The sequence below is a fragment of the Psychrobacillus sp. NPDC096426 genome, from assembly GCF_044762745.1.
In the GTDB taxonomy this organism is placed as follows: domain Bacteria; phylum Bacillota; class Bacilli; order Bacillales_A; family Planococcaceae; genus Psychrobacillus.
The window spans coordinates 18,761-42,470 of record NZ_JBIWEX010000030.1 but is presented as its reverse complement, the minus strand read 5'-3'; the positions used below and the strand labels follow the sequence as shown (position 1 = coordinate 42,470).

Sequence of the window (23,710 nt, the reverse complement as noted above, 5' to 3'; positions counted from 1 at the left end):
ACAAGAAGTTAGGAGAGATTACCATGAAAAAAACAGTATTAACATTAGCACTTGCAGGATCCGTTCTTGCATTAGGTGCTTGTAGCAACGATTCCGCAGCTAGCAATGAAGTGATCGCTACTTCAAAAGTTGGAGATATTACTCAGAATGACTTATATCAAGAAATGAAAGCATCTATTGGAGATCAAGCATTTCAACTTCTGATGATTGAAAAAGTACTAGCATCGAAATATAAAGTGACAGAAGATGAAGTAAACGCTCAATTAGAAGCGGACAAAGAACGATATGGCGATAGCTTCGAAGCTATAATCGCACAACAAGGTTATACAGAAGCTTCTTATAAAAAATTCATAGAACTTAATTTGATGCAAGAAAAAGCTTTAATTGAAGACGTGGATGTAACAGAAGATGAAATTAAAGCTGAATACGAAAATATTAAAAACGAAATCAAAGCTCGTCATATAGTAGTAGAAGATGAAGAGACTGCTAAAAAGGTGAAAACAGAACTAGAATCTGGGAAAGATTTTGCAGAAGTTGCAAAAGAATATTCCATTGAACAAGCAGCACAAACAACTGGTGGAGATTTAGGTTGGTTTAACAAATCAACTAATATGGATCAACAGTTTTTAGAAGGTGCATTTTCATTGGAGAAAAACGTTATAAGCGATCCAATCTTATCTAGCTTTGGCTATCACATCATTGAAGTGACGGACAAGCGTGAGATAAAAGAATCTTACGAAGATAAAAAAGCGGAGCTTGAAAAACAATTAAAGCTTGAAAAAGCAGATACTTCAGCGCTATTAACGAAAGTAGCGAAAATGATGAAAGATGCGGATATCAAGATCAAAGATGAAGATCTAAAAACAGCGTTGGATGAGTTTTTAGCTGCAGCTGATACACCAGCGCCAACTGAAACAGATACAACGACTGAAGATGCAGATACTTCAAAGGAAGAAAGTAGTAAATAATCATCTCGCATATAAAAAGCGTAAAGGACAAGTACCTTTACGCTTTTTTGTTATTCAAATGTAGGTTTATAAAACGAACGGTTTTCTAATGGGAATAAACGTTCAGTAAACTCCCCGGGATTAGTTTTGTCTAATGCTCGATTTAGCATATTCATTTTTGCATCGATATTATCAATATAATGCAAGATTTCCGCTTCGCGGACCATCGGACGTTTTGGACTTCCCCATTCTTCTTTACCATGGTGAGAGAGCACCATATGTTGGAGAAGCATTACTTCTTCACCTTCAATTTGAAGTTCATCCGCTGCTTTTGAAATTTCATTGACCATTATCGTAATATGACCAAGTAAATTCCCTTCAGTTGTGTATGTTGTTGCAACCGGACCAGATAGCTCAATTACTTTTCCGATATCATGTAAAATTATTCCCGCATATAAAAGGTCTTTGTTAAGTGTCGGATATAAATCACATAATGCTTTCGCAAGTTTTAACATGGAAACAACGTGATCGATTAAACCAGATGCATAATCATGGTGATTTTTCGTTGCCGCTGGATATGTCATAAAAGCAGGTTGATGTTTTTTAAGTAAATGACGAGTAATACGCTGGATTAAAGGATTTTTCATTTCGAAGAAAAACTGCATCAGTTCTTCCATTAGCTCTTCTTTCGACTTCTCCGCTGATGGCACGAGGTCTTGAATAGTCACCTGTTCATCTGATTTTGCTGGGCGAATGCTTTTTACGCGAAGTTGGAACTTTCCTCGATAATCTTGAATTTCTCCTCCGACACGGACAATTTGACTCGCAGCATACAGTTTTTCATGCTCCTCATTTGTGTCCCATAGTTTTGCTTCAATATCGCCGCTCTTATCTTGTAAAACTAGTGACATAAATGGCTTGCCAACAGTTGTTATACCTTTTGTTGATTGTTTGATTAGTAAGAAATGATCTACTGGATCTCCTACTCGTAATTGTGTAATACCTTTCATTTCACATTCCCTCCACTTCCGGCTAAAATGTTCACTACTTGAACGATGTGTGCTTCTTTCCAGCCATATCGCATATTTTCATGACATGTAAAATATAGTAGCTGATGTTTTTTTTGTAGCTCTGTCATTAATTGTACCATGTGTTGTAGCCTGAAACGATCGAAATGTACAAATGGATCGTCCATAATGATTGGAAAAGATATTGTCCCTTTTAATGCTACTGCAAGTGCAATTCGTAGCGAAATGTATGCTTGTTCTTTCGTCGCTTGGCTAAGCTCGGCAACTTTGAAACGTTGCCCGTTTGGTCTGACAGCTTCAAAATTTCCTTCTGGCGTTAGGATTAATGCTTCATAAACATTGCCTGTTAGCGTGCGGAAATAGCTCTGTGCGTGCGCTAATACTTCTGGAAGACGTTCTTCTTTTAATTGCAACAAAGTTTGTTGTATCGTTTCTACAACGGCCTTATAAGCAGCCCACTTTTTCACTAGTTCATGCAGCTCTGTTTTTTTCTGTTCTAGTTGTTGTAGTTTTTCACTTTGTTCATCATTTTCGAGTAACTTTTGTGTTTTATATAAAAGGGATGCTTTTTCTTCTAATAATTGGTTACGTTCCTGTTGAAAGGCTTGCAATTTTTCTTTACATTCATGTTCAAAGTTTTCTTCATAATCATGTACGCTAATTCGATTATCTCCTAGTTGCATATGAATCTGCTGAATTTCCTTTTCTATGGTTAATTTTTCTTCATACAAATTATACGTAGTGTAATAATCTTCTTCCGTTTTTACCTTCGCTTCTTCAAAAAGCTCACTAGTTTTTTGAGCGTATGCAGTAAGAAGTAATCTAGTTTCCTGTAGTTTAGTTTCGAGTTGGACAATTTTTTTAGCTATGAACTGCTGCTCTTCTGCTTTTTTCTTTTCTGTTAAATAATGTTCACGAAGCTGGTGGAATAGCATATCTTCTATTAAGTGAATGGTTGCCGCTTCTTGTGCTTGTACAAATAGCTTTTGAAGTCTTTCACTGACTTCGTATAATTTCGTTTCCATTTGATCTAATTGCATTTGTTGTTCTTGAATAATCCGAAGTCTATTAAATAACTCTGGTAATAAGCTAGGTGAAAGCTGTTCACTCATATGGTATTTCATTAAAAATGCATGTACTTGCTGACCGATTTGGTTTTTTTCTCGCTCAAGTTCACGAATAGTATCATCGAGTTGTGCAATTTGTTCCTTTAATGCCTGGTGCTCTTTCAATAATAAACTTTCATATTTTTGAATGTCATTTGATTGTTGCACCGTTTTAAGCAGGAACGCAAAGCCAACATATACTAATACACTAATAAGAACTGTTGTCAGTGCAATTATCCAATTTGCTTGGAGAAAACTAAAGGCTAATCCTACTAGGAGAATGATTCCAATGAGCAGAAAAGCTATTCCGTTTGCATTGTTTTTCTGTGAAGCGGATCTTTTCGTACGTTTCGATTCGTTTATATGATTTTGATGCTTTCCGAGGTCTTCTTTTTTCATTTGCAATAAACGATTTTCTTGTATGATTTGTCTTTCTAATTGTTCCTGTTTTTGAAGATAGGAAACAAGCTTATCCTCTTGAGCAATAGATACATCTGCTTCTACAATATGCGTCAAACTTTTTTCCCAATCCACACCAATTAGGGCTAATTGTTGCATTTGACTTTGCAATGTTTTGCTTTGTTCCTCTTCTATTTGTATTCGCTTCGCTCTGAGCTCATGCCACTGGGTTTCATTAGTTAAAAAGGCTTGTAGCGCTTCTAATTCTTCTTGCGTTAAGACTTGGAGATTATTTGTTGTAGTTGCGAGTTCTTCTTTTAATTGTTCGAGCGTAATTTTCACATTAACTTCTTTATCTTTGATTAACTCATAGCGACGTATTCCATCTATTGGAAAGGTAATATACTTTACTTTTTCCAAAGCTTGTTCTAACTCTATTTCTTTTTCTTTTATGGGCTTTAGTTGCTTCCAGCTTAGATAATGTTGTAATTGATCAGAAATAATTTTCTCCTTCTCTATCATTTCTGTTATCAGCAGCTCAAGTTCATGTAACCGTTTGATGGAAGGCTCGTATTTTTGTACTTCTTCCATTTGCTTTTTCCATGTAAACTCTAATTCTCGTATCTCTTCTATTTTTTGATTGATCAATGGTTTCTTACCAGTTGGTTTAAAAAGTTCTCCCATCTCTTTTACAAATTGAGTTTCCACACTGGTTAGCATGTCCATCCCTGTCGTCCCCGATGTCAAGAGTGTTCTTGTCAACTCTTCTTCTGTCATTTTTTCAAACCCTTGCAATTGAAGTAATGAGAAAGAAAAAATTGCTTCAAAATCTGCACGACTGTATGAATGAAGCAAAGAGGAAAGTTCCTTATCTCCACCTCGGGTGCCATCTTCAAAGAATAATGTGACGTCCCCAATCGCCTTCCCCTTTACACGTTCTACTATCATACGAGCTCCATGCTCATCTACTAGATGAATTTTCCCACCGTACATAGCCCCATTTTTAGGTTCGTACCGTAATAGCTGAGCATTTTTTGGCGGGAATCCAAATAGAATATGCAAAATGAATTGCTGAATTGTAGACTTTCCAGCTTCATTCTCCCCATACAAAACATTTATGCCATCTGCTAAATCTATTTCTACATTTACGTGTTTTCCAAAGCCGTAAATATGGAGTTTTTCTATTTTCATTGTTTATTCACCCCTTGTCACAACTTTTGAAAGGATTTGTTCCGCTTCCTGCATCGTTTCATCCGTAAATAGTTCGTCAATTGTAGGCAAATATCTACTACCCTTAGGATGTTGATAAAGATCTTTTAAAACATATTTCCAATCAGAAGGATTCCAATCTCTCATTATTTCTAGCAACATATTCAATTCTTTTCGTTCTTTTTTAGGAAGATTTACATGCAATTCTTTTACGATTATAAACGTATGATCCATCTCTAAACTTTCTTGAATAAGTGTTAGCCATTCCTCTTTAGATGATCCTTGTATGAGCTCACTTGTCTCTCCTGTTATATCCGTTAAAATAAGTTCGACAATTGCATTTCCGTTTGCTTCCCTGTATAAGTTTAGAGATTGTTCAACACAGTTTATTAATTCATTGGCATGAACAATCCCCTCACAAGAAACTTCTACCACATCATATATAAATGCAGAGGAATGGATAAACTGTAGCGTTGCATTATTATTTGTTAATGTGACATCATAAAATCCTTTTAAGCCCTTTTCGTTTCGATGACGACTTTGTGTATTACCTGGATAAACAATAGGCGGATCATTATGCAATGTTTGTCGCTTATGGATATGACCTAGTGCCCAATAATCATAGCCTTTTGCAATTAAATCATTTTTACGAAAAGGGGCATATACATCATGCTCCACGTTTCCTTCCACACTTCCATGCAGCATTCCTATATGAATATGTTGTCCATTTGATGTTGGGTAATGGCTATGCATTCCTTCTAAAACATGCCGCTCTTTATAGCTAAATCCAGATATATGGATTTTATCCCCTCGAATTTCCAATGTTTTTGTTTCCACTTCTTCCCCAAATACTTGCACATTATCTGGAAGCTGAAACCGTACCCAATTTCCACTTAAATGATCATGGTTTCCATAACAAATAAGAACTGGAATTCCTTCTGACTGTAACATCTCCATTCCTTTTTGAAATAAATGTTGGGCACGTAAACTCCTATTTTCTCCATCATAAATATCACCAACTATTAACACGAAATCTGGCTTTTTTTCCACTGCATATTCCATAATATTTGTAAAAGCTTTAAATGTGCTTTCACGTATATCCTTCCACTTGCTTTGCGGAATGGAGGAAATCCCTTTAAAAGGGCTGTCCAAATGCAAATCAGCTATATGGAGAAATCGGATTTCTGTCATTGCTTCCACCTCGCTAAAAATCGAATATTTGTTCTTATTTTATCATAAAGAAAAGACTGCATACAAATGAATATGTTGCAATCTTTTATACTTTCATCTGTTTTATTTTTTCTTAGTTGGATCTACTAGCAATGAATGATCCGATTGCATAAGAGATCATATGAATAACCCAAATCGCCGTCATCATGAAAAAAGCTAACCTTGGTCCCTCCATAAAAATAATAATCATCCACACTATTAATATAGTTATCGTAGTTACCGTCCAAGATAAAGAACGTGCTTTTTCATGGATTTTATAATATCGTTCATCAAACCATCTTCTTTTCTTTCCTATTCTTCTCATCGTGAAAAATACAATTGCAATGATCACAATTGCAAGCGGTAATCCTAACAAAAATGCTAATAAATCAAACTCTTCATACATGGCTATTCCTCCTCATATATAAATATTTCCTCTATCGTACATTGGAACAATTTCGAAAGCTTAAAAGCTAATGTGATAGATGGATTATATCGTCCCTTTTCTAAAGAAATAATTGTTTGCCTAGAAACATCCAACATGACCGACAATTCATCTTGCGTCATGCCTAGAGCCACTCGCTTTTCTCTAACTAAATTTTCCATCATAATTCCTACTTCCTTTTGTAAAGCTAACTTTACGTAAAGTATACTTTACTATTCATCTGATTGTCAAGCTCACTTTACATTCCTCTTTTAAATTTTTTGATGTATAATCAAATGTAAGTAAAATAAAGGGGTGTTGATTCATGAAAACGTATAAATTTACTGCATTTGAACCAACAGGAAAGCTGATTGTTGAAGAAACATGGACTTTCGAAAATGACGATGAGGCGAAGAAAAAAGGGGAAGCAGCAATCGAAGAAAAAGGACTGCTTGAAACGACGCATCGTTTAGTAAATAGTGCAGGGAAGCTTGTATTATTTCATGTTTGAGCTTGTGAAAGGACTAAAACCTTCTTGGTTTTAGTCCTTTTTTTGTTTGTTTTTCTAGGGAAATACGTTTAGTTGTAATTTTGAAGTGGTTAGTTGGAAAAATAGATGGTTTAGTTGTAATTTCGGTGTGTTTAGTTGTAATAATCGTAGCGTTAGTTGTAAAAGGATATTTTTCCCACAAAAAAGCGACCAGTCTCTAGGAATGGTCGCTACTTACTACTAACTAACACTTCGCATTTTTTTATTTTTCCCAGTTCCAATAGGTGATTTCTCCCAGTTGAACGCTGCGAATCTCTTTTATATCTTTCAATTTTAATAATTCTTTTACCGGACCTGTCACGACTGCACCATACGCTTGGAAGCCTTCATCATGTAAGTAATCATATCTTTCTTGCAAGTTCTGTGTATTAAGCAATACTTCCGCAAGTTTTTTATTGTCTTTTAACATCATTTGCATATTGTCTAGCATTGCTTTTTCGCTATCTTCTACCGAACTTGAATCAAGACTCTTCGCTAAGTACCCACTTCCAAATTGTTTATCGATAACTCTAGCTCCGGACAATCCCCATGGTGAATCTATCCTCATCGAATCATCTCCCCAACCCCAACCAACTCCTGTAAATCGCTCATTTTCTCCCATATATAAAGGCATCCAAGTAATATCAAGATCATAAGCAGATATAAGCTCAATTATTTCTTTTGGAGAGTAATACTCATCTGTAGAAAACGCCAGATCAGCAACATTCCCTTCATGAATTTTTTCTAATTTACTCCATACTTGAGGAGATTCACTTCCCTTTAGCTTACGGTCGGAATTTAAATAATATGGCAAATTAAAATAAAACTTACTTTCCGAAGAACTGTAGGGATAATTTTTCTCAATTTCTACATGACTAAGTGTGCTGAATAATCGTTTGCTTAAGGTTAACTCTGAAACTACATAATCCTCATTTCCAATTCTCCTCGTAAGTGGGATTTCTATTTTTTGTGTAAGGAATGGAGTAATTTCATGCACTTGGCTCATGCTAATCCCACTTGATACTTCCGGATAAGTCCAATCGATCGCTAGTTTTTGATAAAACTCTACTCTTTTTCCTCCACTACCACTGTTAAATGCTATAGATATTATCATCATATAAATAAAATATAAAAAAATGATTGCTGCTACTACACGTATTACTTTTAATGAAAATCTCCAAGAAAACCGCTTTTTATACTTTCCTACAATTTGTTGAGCTTTCTCTTCATTCCACTCCATCATTTCCACCTCTTTCAAAATCTTTCCCTAACCGTTCAGCTAGCTGTTTAAATCGCTGTCTGGCTCGATGCAAATTCACTTTTACTTGATTTAGCGAAATATCTAGCGTACCGGCTAATTCTTCATACGAAAACTGCTCATATTCTCTCAAATAAAGAATCGTTCGGTAATTTTCCGGTAGCAATTCCAATATATCCTTCACTTCATCTGCAATTTCCTTCACCGATAAATCATCCTCCGGTACCCCATATGGGCTAACAAAATCTGTAGAATTGGAAAGATGATTATAAAAAGGAACCCACCCCCATCGCTTTCTTTTGCGCCATTCATCCATATATGTATTACGTGCTACTTTAAATAACCAGCTTTTTACTTGCCCATCTTCATATAAATCCAGTGATAAGGTTGCCCTGTAAAATGTTTCTTGTACAAGCTCTTCTGCCATTATGTCGGAGCCAGTTAGTTTCAACAAGTAATAGTAAAGAGGCTTTGCGAAAGCTAAATAGACTATTTCTAACTCGTCTTGCCTGTTTTTCTTCAACTTTCCGCCTCCCTTCCTACTTAAAACGATCCACTATGTATATTGTTACAGTTAAATTTGTTTTTTCAATAAATAATTTAGGTTTTACTTAGATCCTGCCTGTTAGTTAGAAAAAATGATATTTTAGTTGGAATTTTAGAGCATTTAGTTGTAATTTCGGTGTGTTTAGTTGTAAAAATCGTAGCGTTAGTTGTAAAAGGATATTTTTCCCACAAAAAAAAGCGACCAGTCTCTAGGAATGGTCGCTACTTACATACTTCCAACTATCCATTTCTGGCAACCAAAAAAGCTGAAGGCCGATGAAAATCGACCTTCAACTTCTAAATTCCACTAGTTTCCATTAAACGCCGGCTGACGCTTTTCCACAAATGCTTCTATTCCTTCTAAATGATCCGCAGTTTTTCTCATCGCTATTTGTGCAACCGATTCTTTTTCTAATATTAATTCTAATTCCTTTACTTTTCCTGCATGTAAGATTTCCTTCGTCGCAATCATTGCAGCAATAGGAGATTGTATAAGTTTATGTGCATACGATGTTGCTGTTGACCAACCTAAACCGTCTGATGCCAATTCATCTACTAAACCAAGCGCTTTCGCTTCGGTACTAGTTAACTTTCTGCCTTCCCATATTAAATGTTTGGCTTTTGAAACACCTATTCTTTCTCTTAAGAAGAAATGCCCACCACCATCTGGTACTAGCCCAATTCCTATAAAGTTCATCGCGAGTTTACTATTTTCTTCTGCAATGATTACATCACATCCAAGTGCAAGACTACATCCAAGTCCCGCTGCTGCACCGTGTACGGAAGCTATTGTAATTTGTGGTAACGTATATAGGGATAATGCAATGCGTGACACATACTTCATTACTTCATCCAGATTAAATGGAGTTTTTGTATCGATCATCGCTTTTATATCTCCACCAGCTGAAAATGCACGTCCTTCTCCTTTGATCAATAACACTTGTACCGCGGTATCTTCTTTTAAAGATTCCAAACATACCGCAAGCTCCTTCATCATCTCTTCATTCATCGAGTTCATCGCTTCAGGACGATTTAATGTTAATGTAGCGATTCGTCCTTCTTTTTCTAACTTAATGGTTGTATACATTTCATTCTCCCCTTTGTAAATGAATAATCCCTCATCTCTAAATAGATTCGTCATGTATGTCCGTATTCCTGCTGTCTATTACAAAACAGGCAAACAAAAAGGATCTCATCCGATTTTGGAGAGATCCATTTACATTAAATACCGTCGTAAAGTTCTTGTACTGGTTTGATTAGTACACGGTTTACTTCCTCAATTAACTGACTTAAACTCATTTCTGCTTGAAGCATTTGTGCAATTTTTGCATTGTTTTGGGCAAGCTGCGCAGTTTTTTGTGCGTATTCTAATTCTTCGCCAGCAATTTCTTCGCCTCTCATTTGTTTCTCTTGAAGGGTTAATTGGATTTTGCGAAAGCTTTGAAATAGTGCTAATGCCTCTGCATCAGCTTTTACAGCATCAACAGCTATCTTTACGTTAGCGAATTCGTTTGTTTTACGCAATGTCGCTTCTAATTTGTTAATATCGTCATAAATATTTATCATGTTATTGGCTCCTTTTTTATCCCGTAATAAATACAATGATTCCTTGAATGATCCCGATAAGACCTCCAAGCACTCCACCTAGAACGGTAATCATTTTAAATTCTCGTTTCGAAATACCAAGTACGATATCTTCCAAGCGTGCAACTGGGAAAGAATCGACTTGCTCTTTTACCATATCTTCTAATTTCATTTTACGCAATACTTCTTCTAATTTTGCTTCTGCTTCTGCAAATGCAAAAGAAGTAAGTTTAGGAACTAGCGTTGTTTGCGTCCATTCCGTTGCTTCTGGGAAATAATAAACTAAGCTATGACTTAGACGTTCTTCGATTGCCAGCTGCTCTGTCAAATACTTCTTCACATTCGCCATGACCGGTTCAAAATCAAAGCCGTCTATCATCTCCACAATTGGACGATCCTTCAGCTTTTCCCATTCGTTTCGCACAATATTTTCTAACATACTTTTCGTTCCAGGTGCTCTTAAAAACTTTAAAATTTCGGGCTGTACTTTTCCTGCAAGCGAAGAAGATTCTCCAACAAACATTTGAATCATACTTCCAAGTGTTCCTTTAGTCGAAAGGAAATCATCAATTAAGTTTTTAACAGCGATTTTCCCTTGTTCCGATTCGAAAAAGTCTTCTCCCTTTTTAAGAATATATGCAACAATTTCTCCGACTTTCATATCTGCTTTTTGTTGCCAATCTAAAGGGGCTAGCTCACGGATTGTCTCATGTTCAAATCTTGATTTTAATTGATCAAATTGAATATCCACTTGCTTTTCGATTTTTTCATTTGCCATAGAAGCAATATTTTCAAGACCACCAAGCTTCAACCAATCTGCAATTGTTTTATCGGAAAGTAATATTTTTTCATTCAATTGTCGAACGATCAATTTGGTTGTTTTTTCTTCCATTTCTTCATTAAAATATTTTCGTTTAAAAATTTCAGGTGTTAATAGGTGATTAATCACTGTATTTCCTAATTGTTTTGCCAGTTCATCCCGTCTTTTTGGTATTAGACCTGGTGTGAATGGAAGTCGCCATGATCCGATATATTTTGCTTCATGTGGTCTGAATAACATTTTAATAGCTAAATGATTTGTAACTGCTCCAATAGCTGCTCCAACGATTGCCATAAATGCGATTGTCCAAATAAAATTCATCTGTTTCACCTTTTTCCTCTAGCTTCTCATTTATTATAGCAGAGGAAGGACAAACACTAAAATATTATACAATGCTGTTACAACGCGTTAAACATGGTCGAAAAACGAATAGCATGCTCCGTTTCGTCATGCATCGCTACAAATAGTGGTGCATATGCTTGCTGAATCGGTATTTGGAGCAGCATTTCCTTATACAATTCGGCAGCCTCTAACTCATCTCTAATTGCGATCTTTGCACATTCTTTTAAATTAAAACACTCTTTAGGCTCCGGGAAATTTTGAACAAATGTCCCTGTAAGCATATAATATAATTGTTGGAACATTTCGTAATGGCTTTTTTCATCTATATACACATGCTCGATAAAACTTTGCCAATACGGATCGTCAGTTAAATTATACATAGAACGATAAAAATGATAATCTTCATATTCATTTAGTATTGCTTGTTTTAATTTTTCAGTAAACAATTAGACGCTCCTCCATTAGTCATTTCTACTAGTGTATGCGAATAAATTATGCCACATGAAAGGTTGATAGAATTGCTACAGCATTTTAGCTTCAAACCGTTATATGAAAACAAACAACTACCTGGTTGGTCTATTTCTTTCTTCTATAAACAAACACGATACGCAGCTGAGTATGAATCAGATGGTACGATCAAATGGATAGGTGAGGCACCTGTCGACGAAGAAACAGTCAAGAAAATGATTCATGAGCTCATGCTTTTTCATGTATATGACTAAGAAAAGCGCAAGGGATTTTTTTCTCCCCCGCGCTTTTTTTATACAGCCCCTAATTTCTTTCGTCCAAATAAAATATAAAAATAAGTAGATGCGATAATATATAAAACACCTGTAATCGAAAATGTATATGCATAACCCCAGTAGAATCCGTGCGCCATGACAAGCCCCGTAGCAATTCCTCCAGTGCTCGCCCATCCAATGTGGAATACCATTTGATTGACAGAGTTTGCAAGCCCTTTATATTTATCATGCACAAGATCCATCGCAATCGCACTTTGAATTGGATTTCCAGCATTCATCAGTGCTTGACGAAGTAAAAATCCGAGGGATGCAATGATTAAAGAATTTGTGTAGCCCGTGATAAATAAAAATGGAATGGAAAGTAATTGAAATATGACTAATGCACGAACTTGCCCCACTCGTTTTACAAGAGCTGGACCTAATAACATGGCAACTGCTGTCATCGCAGAGCCAAGGGATAGGATGAGTCCAATATAAGCATTGGAAGCGTCAAATCGATTCGAAAAGTATAAATTCAAATAAGGAATGACTAAACCTGAACCCGTTCCTATTAGTAAATTGGCAAATCCAAATAACGCAATGACAGTAATATTTCGTTTAAAATTACTTGGTATTACCTTTATTCGTTCTTCCGCTGTCTCTTCTTTTTCAACAATCTTTTCACTTGTTTTTAATCGGAATAAAGGAAATAAACCTAATGCGAAAATGATTGTTCCTACTATTAATACCCACTTGATCGAATCAAGAACAGGCAGGTTAGCATATACATGTAATGCATCTGCTAATACCCCACCCCCTAAACTTCCAATCACACCAGCAATTGTTACAAATGAAAAATGAATGCTAAACAAATGCATACGTTCACTAGCATGCGAGTTTTCCGCAAGAAAAGGGACTCCGGAAACTTGAACTAGTGCCATAAACAAACCTGTTACAAATGCTGCATATATGAGGGATTGCTCACCTACTGCTACACTTCGGTAAAAAAGAGTTACTACTGTAATAACAGTTCCCAGAATAATCATGCCTTTTCGGCCGTAACGATCGCTTAAAAAACCTGCAGGGATAAGCATAATTGCCGTCGCAAGTGAGGTCATGGAGATTACTTTCCCATTTACCGTTTCCGGAAATCCCAATTCTTTAATATATAAATTGTACATAACAGAAAATACACCCATTCCGATTTGAATGAGTATATTTGCAAGCATAAATAATCGTATGTTTTTATTGAAATAAACTATTTTTGTTTTCCAATCTAGTAGCCAATGGATCATGCAGAACCTCTTTTTCTTTTTATTTCGTCTCTCTAAATATACGACGGCCGTCAGAAAACTTCAATAGTATTATTCGTTCCATATAAATAACTGCATTTATAAGTGATTGTTGCTCTTTAATAGGGATTGTGCGTCTTAATGAGATACCGCAATAGCAGTTGATTTTCGCTCCAGGCGGACGCTTTCCGCGGGCACGGCTTCAATCAACAAAATGTGCTAACGAAATAGTGAGTAGTAGCTTCTATATGTTAGAATTAACCAAATAATGTATATTTTCATCATCATAATGGCCTTCTCTAATTCAGTAAATTCCTTGTTTAGAGAATTGATTGCTTTCATACGCAAATCGGTTGCTCATGTGCTAATTTGATTGCTTTCAACTTAGAACTAGTTGCCTCCCATAATCAATTGGTTGCCCTTAGCCATCTACTGGATATTACTTAATGAAATATTTGCTAAAAGTGTATTTTCCTCTGCTAATAAATCTATCAATTTTTAAAGCAATTCGCTAATTAGTAGCAATCTTGTGGATTGGAGCGGAAGGGCGGCGACTTCGGCGGAGGCCAACAGGATGTTGGTCACGAAGGCGTTGCCACACGATGTGGCGCTCTTAGCCTTTGTTCCTTAGTGAGACAGAGATAAGCCATCGCAGGCGTACGCGTTAGCGGCGGTGAAGGCTCATCGCTCACCCCACGGAAAGCGTCCGCCCTGCAGCGGGAATCCCAGCGGTCACTAGTCAACTTTCTTCGACACATTATCCCTTCAATACGATTAATATAAAAAAGGGAATACCCCCACGCGCATTATGCGTGTGAAGGTACTCCTGCTTGTAATTTATACATCTGTTCATAGCGGCCTTGAAGTTGCAACAATTCTTCATGCGTCCCACTTTCTACAATTTCTCCGCGGTCTAATACTAAAATACGATCTGCATTTTTAATAGTAGAAAGTCGGTGTGCAATGATAAAAGTCGTTCTTCCTTTTTTCAATACATCCATTGCATGTTGAATGATTTCTTCCGTTTCCGTATCAATATTAGATGTTGCTTCATCTAAAATTAGGATAGCCGGGTCGAACGCCAGCGCTCTTGCAAAAGAGACGAGCTGTCTTTGACCAGAGGATAATGTACTCCCCTTCTCAATAACCGGTTCATCCAATCCTTTTTCAAGATTTTTCAACACCCGCTCCCCGCCAACTGCATGGAGTGCTGCTTCTACTCTCTCTCGCGAAATCTTCGGATCGTTCAGGCTCACATTCGATGCAATCGTCCCGGAAAATAAATAAGGATCTTGCAAAACAATACCCATATGTTCTCGAATGGTTTGCCTTGGTAATGACGTAATATCGTTACCATCTATGAGAATTTTTCCTTTAGATGGATCATAGAAACGGAACAATAAATTCATAATGGAACTTTTACCGGATCCTGTATGCCCTACAAGTGCCACCGTTTCACCTTTATTAGCAATAAAGTTCAAGTTCTTCAACACATACTCTTTTTCTTTGTATGCAAATGAAACATTTTGAAACTCTACATTTCCTTCGTATCGCTCCATTTTCTTATCCGCTACTTTTTCACCTGGCTCATCGAGTAATGTGAACACACGAGAACCGGCTACTAGTGATCTTTCCAATTGCGAGAACTGATTGACAATTCCTGTAATTGGATTAAATAATCTAGTCGTATAGTCAACAAAGGCATAGAGCATACCAGCTGAAACGATGTTAATTGGCTCCATCGACTGAAAGCCGAAATACGTAATAAACATAATAAACATAATGGAACGCAAAACGCTAACTAAGTTAAACGATGTAGCAGAATCGAGTACTAATAATTTCTTTTGATAACGATAATGCTCTTCATTCATCTCTTCAAATTCACGGTCCATTTGCTTTTCCCGTTTAAAAGCTTGAATAATGGACATTCCTTGGATCGATTCGTTGAGCATGGCATTCAAATCGGCAATTTTCGTTCGAACAATATGATTATACTTAGACGCATATTTCCGATAACCAATCATCCAAATATAAACGATTGGAAGAACAAATAAAGCCATTAAAGCCATTCGGACATTTAATATGAAAAGTGCAACGTATACCCCTAAAATAGAAATAATACTTGTCGCAAATTGTGATAGTACTTGCACATACAAATTACGAATGGCCTCTGTATCATTTGTTACACGAGCAACTACTTTACCAGCAGGCAAGTTGTCAAAATACTGAATCGGTAGCGTCTGTATATGTTGAAATACATCGTTTCGTAGTTTTTGTACAACTCGGTTTGCCCCTATTTGTAATTGGATAAACATGAAATATCGAAAGACTGCCGTAACAATACTTAATCCAAAAAATAGTGCTAGCAACAGTAGAATCGGTTGAAATTCAATAGAACCTTCTACAATATGTTCATCAATAATTGTTTTCGCGATGAATGGACCGGATAAATCGGCAAACACCGCAATTGTTAAAAAGATTAAACCGAGCAAAATTGGTTTTTTATAAAATAATGCGTAATGGTAGAGTCGTTTTCCTGTACTCATTACGACACCCCCTCAAGCTGTTGACGATCGTATTGCTCTTTGTACCAACCATTTTGCAAAAGAAGTTCTTCATGAGTACCTTCTTCTACTATCAGTCCTTCATCTAGTACGATAATTCGGTCTGCATGCTGAATACCGGATAATCGATGCGTCGTAATAATTGTTGTCTTTCCACTACGTTCTGTTTGTATATTTTCAATAATTTTCGCTTCTGTTTTCGCGTCAACCGCTGAGAGCGAATCGTCTAATAATAGAATTTCTGGATTTTTAATAAGCGCACGCGCAATCGACACACGTTGTTTTTGGCCACCTGATAAGGAAACACCTTTTTCTCCTACTAATGTTTCAAGTCCCATCGGCAAATTCATCAAATCCTGTTGGAAATGAGCTAAGCGAATAGCATCTTCTAACTCTTCTTCCGTTGCATCCTCTTTCCCAAAAAGGATGTTTTGACGGATCGTTCGTGAAAATAACACATGGTCTTGTGGAACATAACCGATCCATTCCAAAACTTGATCTTTTGTTTGTTCTGAAATAGCTGTTTCTCCGATAGTTAATACCCCTGTACCAATCGGATATTCCTTTAGTAATTGTTTCATAAACGTCGTCTTCCCAGACCCCGTTTTCCCGACAATACCAAGCGTTTGCCCTTTTTCCAGTTCTACTCGGATATTTTGCAAGTTTTTCACTTGTGACAATGGGTATTGGAATCCAACTTGTTCAAATCCAATGGAACTAGCGTCTTGTAGCGTAATTGGGTTCGCCGGATCTTTTACATCTTGTTCATAATCCAACGTTTCCTGCACACGATCTAAAGAAGCATTACCGCGTTGCATGACATTTATCAACTCACCAATTGCGAACATTGGCCAGATCGCCATACCTAAGTAAACATTAAAAGTGATCAAGTTCCCAACTGTCATTTCGCCTCTAGAAACTAAGTACGCCCCATATCCTAAAGCAACTACATAACTAATGCCCGTACCTACTTTCGTAATAGGTCCAAACAGTGCATCTATTCGTTCAACGACCATATTTTTTTGAAATACATCTTCACTCATATCAGCAAACTTTTTTTCATCTGCACGTTCTTGCACATATGCACGAATAACTCGAACGCCAGCTATTGATTCTAATACGCGGTCGTTTAACTCGCCGAATGCATCTTGAGCCGTCATATATTTTTCATGAATGATTTTCCCTAAATATTGCATGATAAATGCCATAATCGGTATAGGTAATAGTGCGAACAATGTAAGCTTCCATGAAATGATGAAACCCATTGCGAGTATTAGTGCAGCCATATACATGGTCGAATCGATTAACGTCATAATTCCAAACCCTGCAGTTTGGGATACCGCATTTAAATCATTTGTTGCACGAGCCATCAAATCTCCTGTACGATTTTTTTCATAAAAGGTTGGCGTCATGCGTAAAAATTTACGATTCAACTTCGTACGTAAAATTCGCTCAATGGAGATTGAACCACCGAATAACTGATATTGCCATATAAAATTGAGTGCATATGCGACAACAATAATTACTAAAAATATGAAAAAGTATTGCCACAATTGACTTGACGTAATTTCCCCCAAAGTAATCGTATCAATTGCATTGCCGACAACCCAAGGTGGTAAAATTTCTATAACACTTGCAACTATAAGCAATCCTACTGCAATCGTATATCGCTTCCAGTTTTCTTGGAAAAACCATTTTAATTTAAATAAAACAGAAAACATCCGTTAACCCCTCTTTTCTCTTCAAATCTGCTTATACATTTGGCTATCCGCCTTCTAGAGATTCCTTTAGTAAAATTTGTTTTGTTCGTTGAATAATCATATTCAACACTCCTCTCCATACTTTTAACTAAAAATGGAAATGATTGAATGCAAAAAAGCACATTACCCATAATACGGTAATGTGCTTTAAAAATAGACATTATTATTCCTTTACACGTCTACTTATAAATCATTTTTCGTCTAATGGTAGGTATGAACAAATTATTAAGTTTTTTAAGCCATCTTTTAAACGAATCATTTTTCATACCTCCATTTCCATTTATTTAGTGTCCCTTAACATTAGCATACAGAATTTTCTGTTGTCAATACTTTTCGAAAAAAGAAATAAATTAGATAAATTGAACAACTGCACCAAGTAACATACTAACTAATACTACTTTAATTGGCGCCCATTTATACACGACTAATAACGTAAATGTAATTAATACGATGATAAAATCAATTGTACTTGTGATCGCACTCGTAAATACGGGATCATATAATGCAGCAAGGAGAATTCCAACTACGGCTGCATTGACACCTTTCAATGCAGCTTGAATTCCTTTTTTTGACCTGATAAAAGACCAAAAGGGTAAAGTGCCAATCACTAATAAAAATGACGGCAAAAACATTGCAATAACTGCCACAATTGCACCAGGAATTCCTGCAGTTACTTGCCCCAAATAACCTGCTAGTGTAAATAGTGGTCCCGGAACTGCTTGAGCTGCTCCGTATCCAGCAAGAAATACATCCGGGGCTACCTCAACTTCCCGTTCAAGCATCGGTAAAACGACATGTCCCCCACCGAATACTATAGACCCAACTCGATAATACGTATCAATAATAGAATAATAGACAGTTTGAAAAAAGGGTTTGAAAACAGGTAATAAAATTAGTAATCCCAAAAATAAAATCCAACTAATAATACCTGTATTTTTACCAAAAGTGAGTACCATACTAGGAGCGAGTTCCACTGCTTCTTTTTTATAATATAAATAACCAAATATCCCTGCTGCAACAATGATACTAATTTGTCCAATAGCAGTGGGGATAAGCAAAGTCAAAATAGCACATGCTATTGCAATAGAAATTCGCACCTTATCAGGAGCAAGCGATTTTTGCATACCAAGTAGTGCATGAGCAACAACTGCCACTGCAACAATTTTCAAACCATGAATCCAACCGCTATCAAACAATCCCGTTGTTGTAACGAAGCCTGCAAATAGCATTAACAAAATGACGGATGGTAGCGTGAAGCCAATCCAAGATAGGACTCCTCCTAATATACCACCCCTTAACAAACCAATCGAAATTCCAACTTGGGAAGATGCGGGACCAGGTAAAAACTGGCATAGTGCTACGATATCTGCATACATTTTATCGTCCAACCATTTTCTTTTTTGTACGTATTCTTCCCGAAAATACCCAATATGTGCAGCTGGTCCTCCAAATGATGTTAACCCAAGTTTCGTAGAAGCTTTTATTATTTCTAAATAGTTATTTTTCAATGGCATTGCCTCCAATCTATCAACTTCTATTATCGCTTTTTCCGTGACATTTGAGTAATAAGTTTATGTTAATTTTCTATAGAAATTCGTTTCAAGTGAGAAGAAAGATTTGTATTTTCTTTTTATATATTTTATTATTAAACGTATAAACTATTTTTTATTAAAACAGGAGGTGTACACTTTGTTCTACCCCTCATTCGGGTTAGGGACAAAGTAATTATTTGGACATAGCCATACGATTGACAGCATTTGCTGTCTTAATCGCATTCACTGCATTTTTCGTTGCAAGTGAATTTGCAATTGTAAAAGTAAGAACGACAAGAATTGATCAGCTTATTGCTGAAGGAAACACTAGGGCCATAAATGCGAAAAAACTTGTTTCCAATTTGGATGAATATTTATCTGCTTGCCAGCTTGGTATCACCATTACAGCCCTAGGTTTAGGGTGGCTTGGAGAACCAACAATAGAAGCGATATTACATCCAGTCTTTGAGTATTTTGCCCTTCCGGAGAGTGTTACCTCCGTACTTTCATTTATTATTGCATTTTCTCTTGTAACATTTATACATGTAGTTGTTGGGGAACTAACACCAAAAACAATGGCAATTCAAAAGTCGGAAGAAATTACATTAGCAGTTGCAAAACCGCTTATCATTTTTGACCGTCTTATGTATCCGGTTATTCACGGGATGAATGGGTCTGCTCGATTTTTAGCTACACGAGTTTTCGGTTTAAAAGCCGTATCAGAATCAGAAGTGGCCCATTCAGAAGAAGAGCTTCGTATGATTCTTTCTGAAAGCTTTAAAGGCGGAGAGATAAACCAAGCCGAATATAAATACGTAAACAAGATTTTCGAATTTGATGATCGTATTGCTAAAGAAATTATGGTTCCTCGAACAGAAATTATTTCGATCGAAAAAGATTTAACATTAAACGAAGTATTTGAGTTAATTGGTGTGGAACAATATACAAGATACCCTGTCACTGATGGGGATAAAGACCATATTATTGGACTCGTTAATATGAAAAACTTATTAACAGCATATATAAAAGACCCTGCAAATGCATCTACTCCAGTAATTGACTATATGCAGCCAATTATTCGAGTGATTGAAAATATGCCAATTGGTGATTTATTACTTAAAATTCAACGTGAACGTATTCATATGGCCATCCTAATGGATGAATATGGTGGTACTTCAGGTCTTGTTACGATTGAAGACATAATTGAAGAAATCGTTGGTGATATTCGCGATGAATTCGACACAGATGAACTTCCCGAAGTTCAAAAGATTGAAGAACATCACTATATCATCGATGCAAAAATGTTAATCGAAAATGTGAATGACTTGCTCGGTATCAATATTGATGAAGAAGATATAGATACAATCGGTGGATGGTTTATGACAAAGAGTTTTGATGCTGTTAAAGGCGAAAAAATTGTCGAACAAGGATATGATTTTATGATTAAAGATATTGATGGGCATCATATTCAATACTTAGAAATCATAAAAGCCGCTCCAGTAAATAATGAGTTAGAAATAACGGAAGAACAATAGAAAACGATGCAATTATATGAAACGACTCTCAAATTGAGGGTCGTTTTCGTATGCCAATAAATGTTGAAAAGAGGAAACAATTTGGAGCTGTATACAAATTTACGTGAAGGGGAAAAGGGTGCTTGGGTGAGTATTTGCATTTACTTACTGTTAAGTACTTTTAAACTTAGTGCAGGTTTTCTCGGTTCTTCTGAAGCGTTAAAAGCAGATGGATTAAATAACTTCACAGATATTATTGCATCTATTGCTATACTAATCGGGCTTCGGATTTCACAAAAACCACCGGATGATCATCATCAATATGGTCATTTACGCGCAGAAACCATTGCCTCATTGATTGCTGCTTTTATTATGGCATCCATTGGGATTCAAGTAATTGTTCAAGCGACTCAACAGATTGTAAACCCAGTACAGCAAGCTCCCTCTATCTTAACTGCAATTGTTGGGTTTATTAGTGCGCTTGCCATGTATATCGTGTATAAATACAATTTAAAACTAGGTACTCGTATAAATAGTGCGGCATTAAAAGCGGCCGCATATGATAATCGTTCAGATGCATTAGTTAGCATTGGTGCAACAATCGGTATATTAGGTTCTATTTTTGGTTTCCCTATATTAGATGGTATTACGGCATTTATCGTTGGAATCGTTATTATTTATACAGCTTATACTATTTTTCATGGAGCGGCTTTTACATTATCAGATGGGTTCAATGTGGAAGAGGCGGAGACTTTATCAACTGTTGTAAAATGCGTACAAGGGGTAGAAACGCTACAAAATTTTAAAGCAAGAATGCATGGAAATTTAATGTTTGTAGATTTAACTGTTACGGTAGACCCACATCTTAATGTAATTGATAGTCACCGAATAACAGAAGAAATCGAACATCGAATAATGAAGATAAAACCCTTCTCCGTAGTGCTTGTGCATATTGAGCCGCATCTCTGAGAAAAGTAAATACCTTATGTTCAATCGATTCCGACTTTTTTACAGTAATAAAGGAAGTTCGCATATATTTTGCGTACTTCCTTTTTACTTTATTGCCCACTTGGCTCAGTGAGCCCGTGTTTGACCGCATATAATGCTGCTTGCGTTCTATCTTGCACTTGAAGCTTAGTAAATATATTCGATATATGGGTCTTCACCGTTTTTTCCGTGACGAATAGAGAAGATGCGATTTCACGGTTACTTTTACCTTTTGTTAATTCTGCTAATACGTCTTGTTCTCTAGGTGTTAATGGATGTTCTTCGTGGGGTGAAGCTGGTCTTATTTCAACCTCTCTTTGTAGCTGAGAAGTTGCTTCTGGATGTAATGTATTTTCTCCTCGCATTAATGCACGAATAGCCTCTGCCAAATCGTCGGGCTCAATATCTTTTAACTGATATCCTGCTGCTCCCGCATTTAATGCTGGGATAACATGGTCACGATCAGAAAAGCTTGTCAGCATTAATATTTGAATTTCTGGATATTTTGCTTTTATTCGTTTGGTCGCTTGGATGCCATCCATTTCTGGCATAACCAAATCCATTAGTACAACATCTGGTTTTAAAGAAGTCGTCATTTCCACTGCTTCTTTTCCAGTCGTTGCTTCTCCGACAATATCCATATCTTTTTGTGTTTTTAAAAAGAACATTAACCCTCTTCTTACGACATGATGGTCATCAGCAATTAAAACGCGTATCATCTAATCCCCCCTAATACGGTAAACGAACTAAAATTTCCGTTCCTTTATTCCATTCCGTTACCCAATCAACCGTTCCTCCAACCGCATGTGCTCGATCTCGCATGCTTTGTAATCCAATTGATCGAAGACGTTCCAATTGATTCAGATGAAATCCACAGCCTTCATCTTTCACAACTAATAGTATATCGGTTGAAGTAACCGTCAAATAGAGCTCTGCTTGTAAAACTCCTGCATGTTTACGCACATTATTCAAGGCTTCTTGCGCTATGCGAAAAAGTGTTTCTTCTACACTAGCTGGTAAATTAATAACCCCTTTGACATTCACATCTAGTGTCAATCCTAGTATTTCGCCATATCCTTTTAAGCCTTCTATTATACCGGTTTCAAGACCTTTTGGACGAAGTTGCCATATTAGTGCGCGCATTTCGGTTAGAGCTTCTTGCGTTAAATATTGGATTTCTTTAAATGTATCTCTTATATCTTGCTGCTCGGTCATTTCTATCCCGCCACGAGCAGTTAATGTGACAGAAAATAGTAATTGATTGACCGAATCATGTAAATCCCGTGCGAGCCTATTTCTTTCCTGGACTAATGCTACTTGCTGCTCTTGTTTCGTTAATAAAATTCGCTTAATCGCGGAGCCAATTTGAAAGGCTACGGACTCTAGTAGTGCAAGTTCTCCTTCTGAAAAACGAATCGTATTCGGTGTCGCTACATTTAAGAGACCAAATTGTTCTTGCCCAGATTGTAAAGGAACTGTTGCATGATGTGTAATTTTATTATAATCTTTACTGCTTAGCTTTCGAGTATGGACGATTCTTTTACATTCAATAATATTAGAAGCTTTTTCTAATTCGCCATTTTGAAATCTCGAAACACACCAGCAACCGCCTTTTTGCAAAAGCCTACACTCATTTTGTTGTAATGCATCCGGCAAATTTTCATGTGCGATTAGTTCTTGTTTGCCTTTATCATTGATAAAAAAAATCCAACCTGTCTCGAATAGAGTGCCTTCTAAGAGCTTGCGAAGCGCACCTTTCAACATTTGTTCCATTTCTGTTTCTTCGTTTAGAAACTCCGCAATTTCTTTTAATAATTCAATATTTGAGCGTTCGTTTGCTTGCACTAAAAAAACTCCTCCAACTCTAGTACGATTACTTTCCATCATATCATTTATTCCGCGTTTTCTGTGCTTTAGTGATATCATACTTTTGACTGA

Annotated in this window: 22 protein-coding genes; 5 read left to right on the top strand and 17 right to left on the bottom strand. The window is 36.5% G+C overall.

The window, feature by feature from the left end; genetic code table 11:
* Positions 1–23: 23 nt before the first annotated feature.
* Positions 24–968 carry a peptidylprolyl isomerase gene (locus ACIQYS_RS19820; RefSeq protein WP_402983896.1) on the top strand — a complete coding sequence of 315 codons (945 nt, stop codon included), beginning with the start codon at positions 24–26 and terminating at the stop codon, positions 966–968.
* Between the two features lie 50 nt (positions 969–1,018).
* On the opposite strand, the gene yhaM is transcribed toward ACIQYS_RS19820, so the two are convergent.
* The 5 genes from yhaM to ACIQYS_RS19795 form a co-directional block, all read right to left on the bottom strand.
* On the bottom strand, positions 1,019–1,957 hold the full coding sequence (gene yhaM, locus ACIQYS_RS19815; RefSeq protein ID WP_402983893.1) for a 3'-5' exoribonuclease YhaM: 939 nt from the start codon (positions 1,955–1,957) through the stop codon (positions 1,019–1,021).
* Positions 1,954–4,671 carry an ATP-binding protein gene (locus ACIQYS_RS19810; RefSeq protein WP_402983890.1) on the bottom strand — a complete coding sequence of 906 codons (2,718 nt, stop codon included), beginning with the start codon at positions 4,669–4,671 and terminating at the stop codon, positions 1,954–1,956. The genes yhaM and ACIQYS_RS19810 overlap by 4 nt, the downstream gene beginning before the upstream one ends.
* Before the next feature lie 3 nt (positions 4,672–4,674).
* Entirely contained in the window at positions 4,675–5,880 is a 1,206-nt protein-coding gene (locus ACIQYS_RS19805; protein ID WP_402983887.1) for a metallophosphoesterase family protein, read from the bottom strand.
* A gap of 112 nt (positions 5,881–5,992) precedes the next feature.
* The gene (locus ACIQYS_RS19800) at positions 5,993–6,304 is read right to left on the bottom strand and encodes a DUF2178 domain-containing protein (RefSeq protein ID WP_402983884.1); all 312 of its coding nucleotides are present in this window, start codon (positions 6,302–6,304) and stop codon (positions 5,993–5,995) included.
* A gap of 2 nt (positions 6,305–6,306) precedes the next feature.
* Positions 6,307–6,504, bottom strand: a complete 198-nt coding sequence (locus tag ACIQYS_RS19795; protein ID WP_402983923.1) for a helix-turn-helix transcriptional regulator — start codon at positions 6,502–6,504, stop codon at positions 6,307–6,309.
* 143 nt (positions 6,505–6,647) lie between these two features.
* On the opposite strand from ACIQYS_RS19795, the gene ACIQYS_RS19790 reads away from it, so the two are divergent.
* Positions 6,648–6,833 (top strand): YhzD family protein, encoded by a 186-nt coding sequence (locus tag ACIQYS_RS19790; RefSeq protein ID WP_402983881.1) that lies wholly within the window; start codon positions 6,648–6,650, stop codon positions 6,831–6,833.
* Positions 6,834–7,074: 241 nt separating this feature from the next.
* On the opposite strand, the gene ACIQYS_RS19785 is transcribed toward ACIQYS_RS19790, so the two are convergent.
* The 6 genes from ACIQYS_RS19785 to ACIQYS_RS19760 all read right to left on the bottom strand — a co-directional run bounded on the left by ACIQYS_RS19785 (position 7,075) and on the right by ACIQYS_RS19760 (position 11,847).
* Positions 7,075–8,094 (bottom strand): anti-sigma factor, encoded by a 1,020-nt coding sequence (locus tag ACIQYS_RS19785; RefSeq protein WP_402983879.1) that lies wholly within the window; start codon positions 8,092–8,094, stop codon positions 7,075–7,077.
* Positions 8,078–8,632: a sigma-70 family RNA polymerase sigma factor gene (locus ACIQYS_RS19780; RefSeq protein WP_402983876.1), complete on the bottom strand. Its 555-nt coding sequence runs from the start codon at positions 8,630–8,632 to the stop codon at positions 8,078–8,080. The genes ACIQYS_RS19785 and ACIQYS_RS19780 overlap by 17 nt, the downstream gene beginning before the upstream one ends.
* 330 nt (positions 8,633–8,962) lie before the next feature.
* Positions 8,963–9,742: an enoyl-CoA hydratase gene (locus ACIQYS_RS19775; RefSeq protein ID WP_402983873.1), complete on the bottom strand. Its 780-nt coding sequence runs from the start codon at positions 9,740–9,742 to the stop codon at positions 8,963–8,965.
* 134 nt (positions 9,743–9,876) lie between these two features.
* Entirely contained in the window at positions 9,877–10,221 is a 345-nt protein-coding gene (locus tag ACIQYS_RS19770) for a YlbF/YmcA family competence regulator (protein ID WP_402983868.1), read from the bottom strand.
* 16 nt (positions 10,222–10,237) lie between these two features.
* Positions 10,238–11,380: a DUF445 domain-containing protein gene (locus tag ACIQYS_RS19765; RefSeq protein ID WP_402983865.1), complete on the bottom strand. Its 1,143-nt coding sequence runs from the start codon at positions 11,378–11,380 to the stop codon at positions 10,238–10,240.
* A gap of 77 nt (positions 11,381–11,457) precedes the next feature.
* A complete protein-coding gene (locus tag ACIQYS_RS19760; RefSeq protein ID WP_402983862.1) occupies positions 11,458–11,847 on the bottom strand; it encodes a ferritin-like domain-containing protein in 390 nt (129 codons plus the stop codon).
* A 72-nt stretch (positions 11,848–11,919) separates the two neighbouring features.
* Here ACIQYS_RS19760 and ACIQYS_RS19755 point away from each other — a divergent pair, with 72 nt between their 5' ends.
* Entirely contained in the window at positions 11,920–12,123 is a 204-nt protein-coding gene (locus ACIQYS_RS19755) for a YheE family protein (RefSeq protein ID WP_402983859.1), read from the top strand.
* A 38-nt stretch (positions 12,124–12,161) separates the two neighbouring features.
* Here ACIQYS_RS19755 and ACIQYS_RS19750 read toward each other — a convergent pair whose 3' ends face one another.
* The 4 genes from ACIQYS_RS19750 to chrA all read right to left on the bottom strand — a co-directional run bounded on the left by ACIQYS_RS19750 (position 12,162) and on the right by chrA (position 19,253).
* Positions 12,162–13,418: an MFS transporter gene (locus ACIQYS_RS19750; protein WP_402983856.1), complete on the bottom strand. Its 1,257-nt coding sequence runs from the start codon at positions 13,416–13,418 to the stop codon at positions 12,162–12,164.
* Between the two features lie 803 nt (positions 13,419–14,221).
* On the bottom strand, positions 14,222–15,961 hold the full coding sequence (locus ACIQYS_RS19745; RefSeq protein ID WP_402983854.1) for an ABC transporter ATP-binding protein: 1,740 nt from the start codon (positions 15,959–15,961) through the stop codon (positions 14,222–14,224).
* Positions 15,961–17,700: an ABC transporter ATP-binding protein gene (locus ACIQYS_RS19740; protein WP_402983851.1), complete on the bottom strand. Its 1,740-nt coding sequence runs from the start codon at positions 17,698–17,700 to the stop codon at positions 15,961–15,963. Before ACIQYS_RS19740 ends, ACIQYS_RS19745 begins: the two co-directional genes overlap by 1 nt.
* A 389-nt stretch (positions 17,701–18,089) precedes the next feature.
* Entirely contained in the window at positions 18,090–19,253 is a 1,164-nt protein-coding gene (gene chrA, locus ACIQYS_RS19735) for a chromate efflux transporter (RefSeq protein WP_402983848.1), read from the bottom strand.
* Positions 19,254–19,468: 215 nt separating this feature from the next.
* Here chrA and ACIQYS_RS19730 point away from each other — a divergent pair, with 215 nt between their 5' ends.
* Positions 19,469–20,806: a hemolysin family protein gene (locus tag ACIQYS_RS19730; RefSeq protein WP_402983845.1), complete on the top strand. Its 1,338-nt coding sequence runs from the start codon at positions 19,469–19,471 to the stop codon at positions 20,804–20,806.
* Positions 20,807–20,887: 81 nt separating this feature from the next.
* Positions 20,888–21,754, top strand: coding sequence for a cation diffusion facilitator family transporter (locus ACIQYS_RS19725; protein ID WP_402983842.1), 867 nt, complete (start codon positions 20,888–20,890; stop codon positions 21,752–21,754).
* Between the two features lie 89 nt (positions 21,755–21,843).
* Here the strand turns inward: ACIQYS_RS19725 and ACIQYS_RS19720 are convergent, their stop codons facing one another.
* Together ACIQYS_RS19720 and ACIQYS_RS19715 are read right to left on the bottom strand one after the other, a co-directional pair.
* Entirely contained in the window at positions 21,844–22,491 is a 648-nt protein-coding gene (locus ACIQYS_RS19720) for a response regulator (RefSeq protein WP_402983839.1), read from the bottom strand.
* Between the two features lie 10 nt (positions 22,492–22,501).
* Positions 22,502–23,617 (bottom strand): GAF domain-containing sensor histidine kinase, encoded by a 1,116-nt coding sequence (locus ACIQYS_RS19715; RefSeq protein ID WP_402983836.1) that lies wholly within the window; start codon positions 23,615–23,617, stop codon positions 22,502–22,504.
* Between the last annotated feature and the right edge of the window lie 93 nt (positions 23,618–23,710).

Bases quoted from the DNA above. Each gene is read 5' to 3' on its own strand.
- ACIQYS_RS19740 (WP_402983851.1), bottom strand. From the start codon at position 17,700: ATGTTTTCTGTTTTATTTAAATTAAAATGGTTTTTCCAAGAAAACTGG.
- ACIQYS_RS19765 (WP_402983865.1), bottom strand. From the start codon at position 11,380: ATGAATTTTATTTGGACAATCGCATTTATGGCAATCGTTGGAGCAGCT.
- ACIQYS_RS19770 (WP_402983868.1), bottom strand. From the start codon at position 10,221: ATGATAAATATTTATGACGATATTAACAAATTAGAAGCGACATTGCGT.
- ACIQYS_RS19720 (WP_402983839.1), bottom strand. From the start codon at position 22,491: ATGATACGCGTTTTAATTGCTGATGACCATCATGTCGTAAGAAGAGGG.
- ACIQYS_RS19820 (WP_402983896.1), top strand. From the start codon at position 24: ATGAAAAAAACAGTATTAACATTAGCACTTGCAGGATCCGTTCTTGCA.
- ACIQYS_RS19775 (WP_402983873.1), bottom strand. From the start codon at position 9,742: ATGTATACAACCATTAAGTTAGAAAAAGAAGGACGAATCGCTACATTA.
- yhaM (WP_402983893.1), bottom strand. From the start codon at position 1,957: ATGAAAGGTATTACACAATTACGAGTAGGAGATCCAGTAGATCATTTC.
- ACIQYS_RS19790 (WP_402983881.1), top strand. From the start codon at position 6,648: ATGAAAACGTATAAATTTACTGCATTTGAACCAACAGGAAAGCTGATT.
- ACIQYS_RS19785 (WP_402983879.1), bottom strand. From the start codon at position 8,094: ATGATGGAGTGGAATGAAGAGAAAGCTCAACAAATTGTAGGAAAGTAT.
- ACIQYS_RS19745 (WP_402983854.1), bottom strand. From the start codon at position 15,961: ATGAGTACAGGAAAACGACTCTACCATTACGCATTATTTTATAAAAAA.
- ACIQYS_RS19750 (WP_402983856.1), bottom strand. From the start codon at position 13,418: ATGATCCATTGGCTACTAGATTGGAAAACAAAAATAGTTTATTTCAAT.
- chrA (WP_402983848.1), bottom strand. From the start codon at position 19,253: ATGCCATTGAAAAATAACTATTTAGAAATAATAAAAGCTTCTACGAAA.
- ACIQYS_RS19800 (WP_402983884.1), bottom strand. From the start codon at position 6,304: ATGTATGAAGAGTTTGATTTATTAGCATTTTTGTTAGGATTACCGCTT.
- ACIQYS_RS19810 (WP_402983890.1), bottom strand. From the start codon at position 4,671: ATGAAAATAGAAAAACTCCATATTTACGGCTTTGGAAAACACGTAAAT.
- ACIQYS_RS19795 (WP_402983923.1), bottom strand. From the start codon at position 6,504: ATGGAAAATTTAGTTAGAGAAAAGCGAGTGGCTCTAGGCATGACGCAA.
- ACIQYS_RS19805 (WP_402983887.1), bottom strand. From the start codon at position 5,880: ATGACAGAAATCCGATTTCTCCATATAGCTGATTTGCATTTGGACAGC.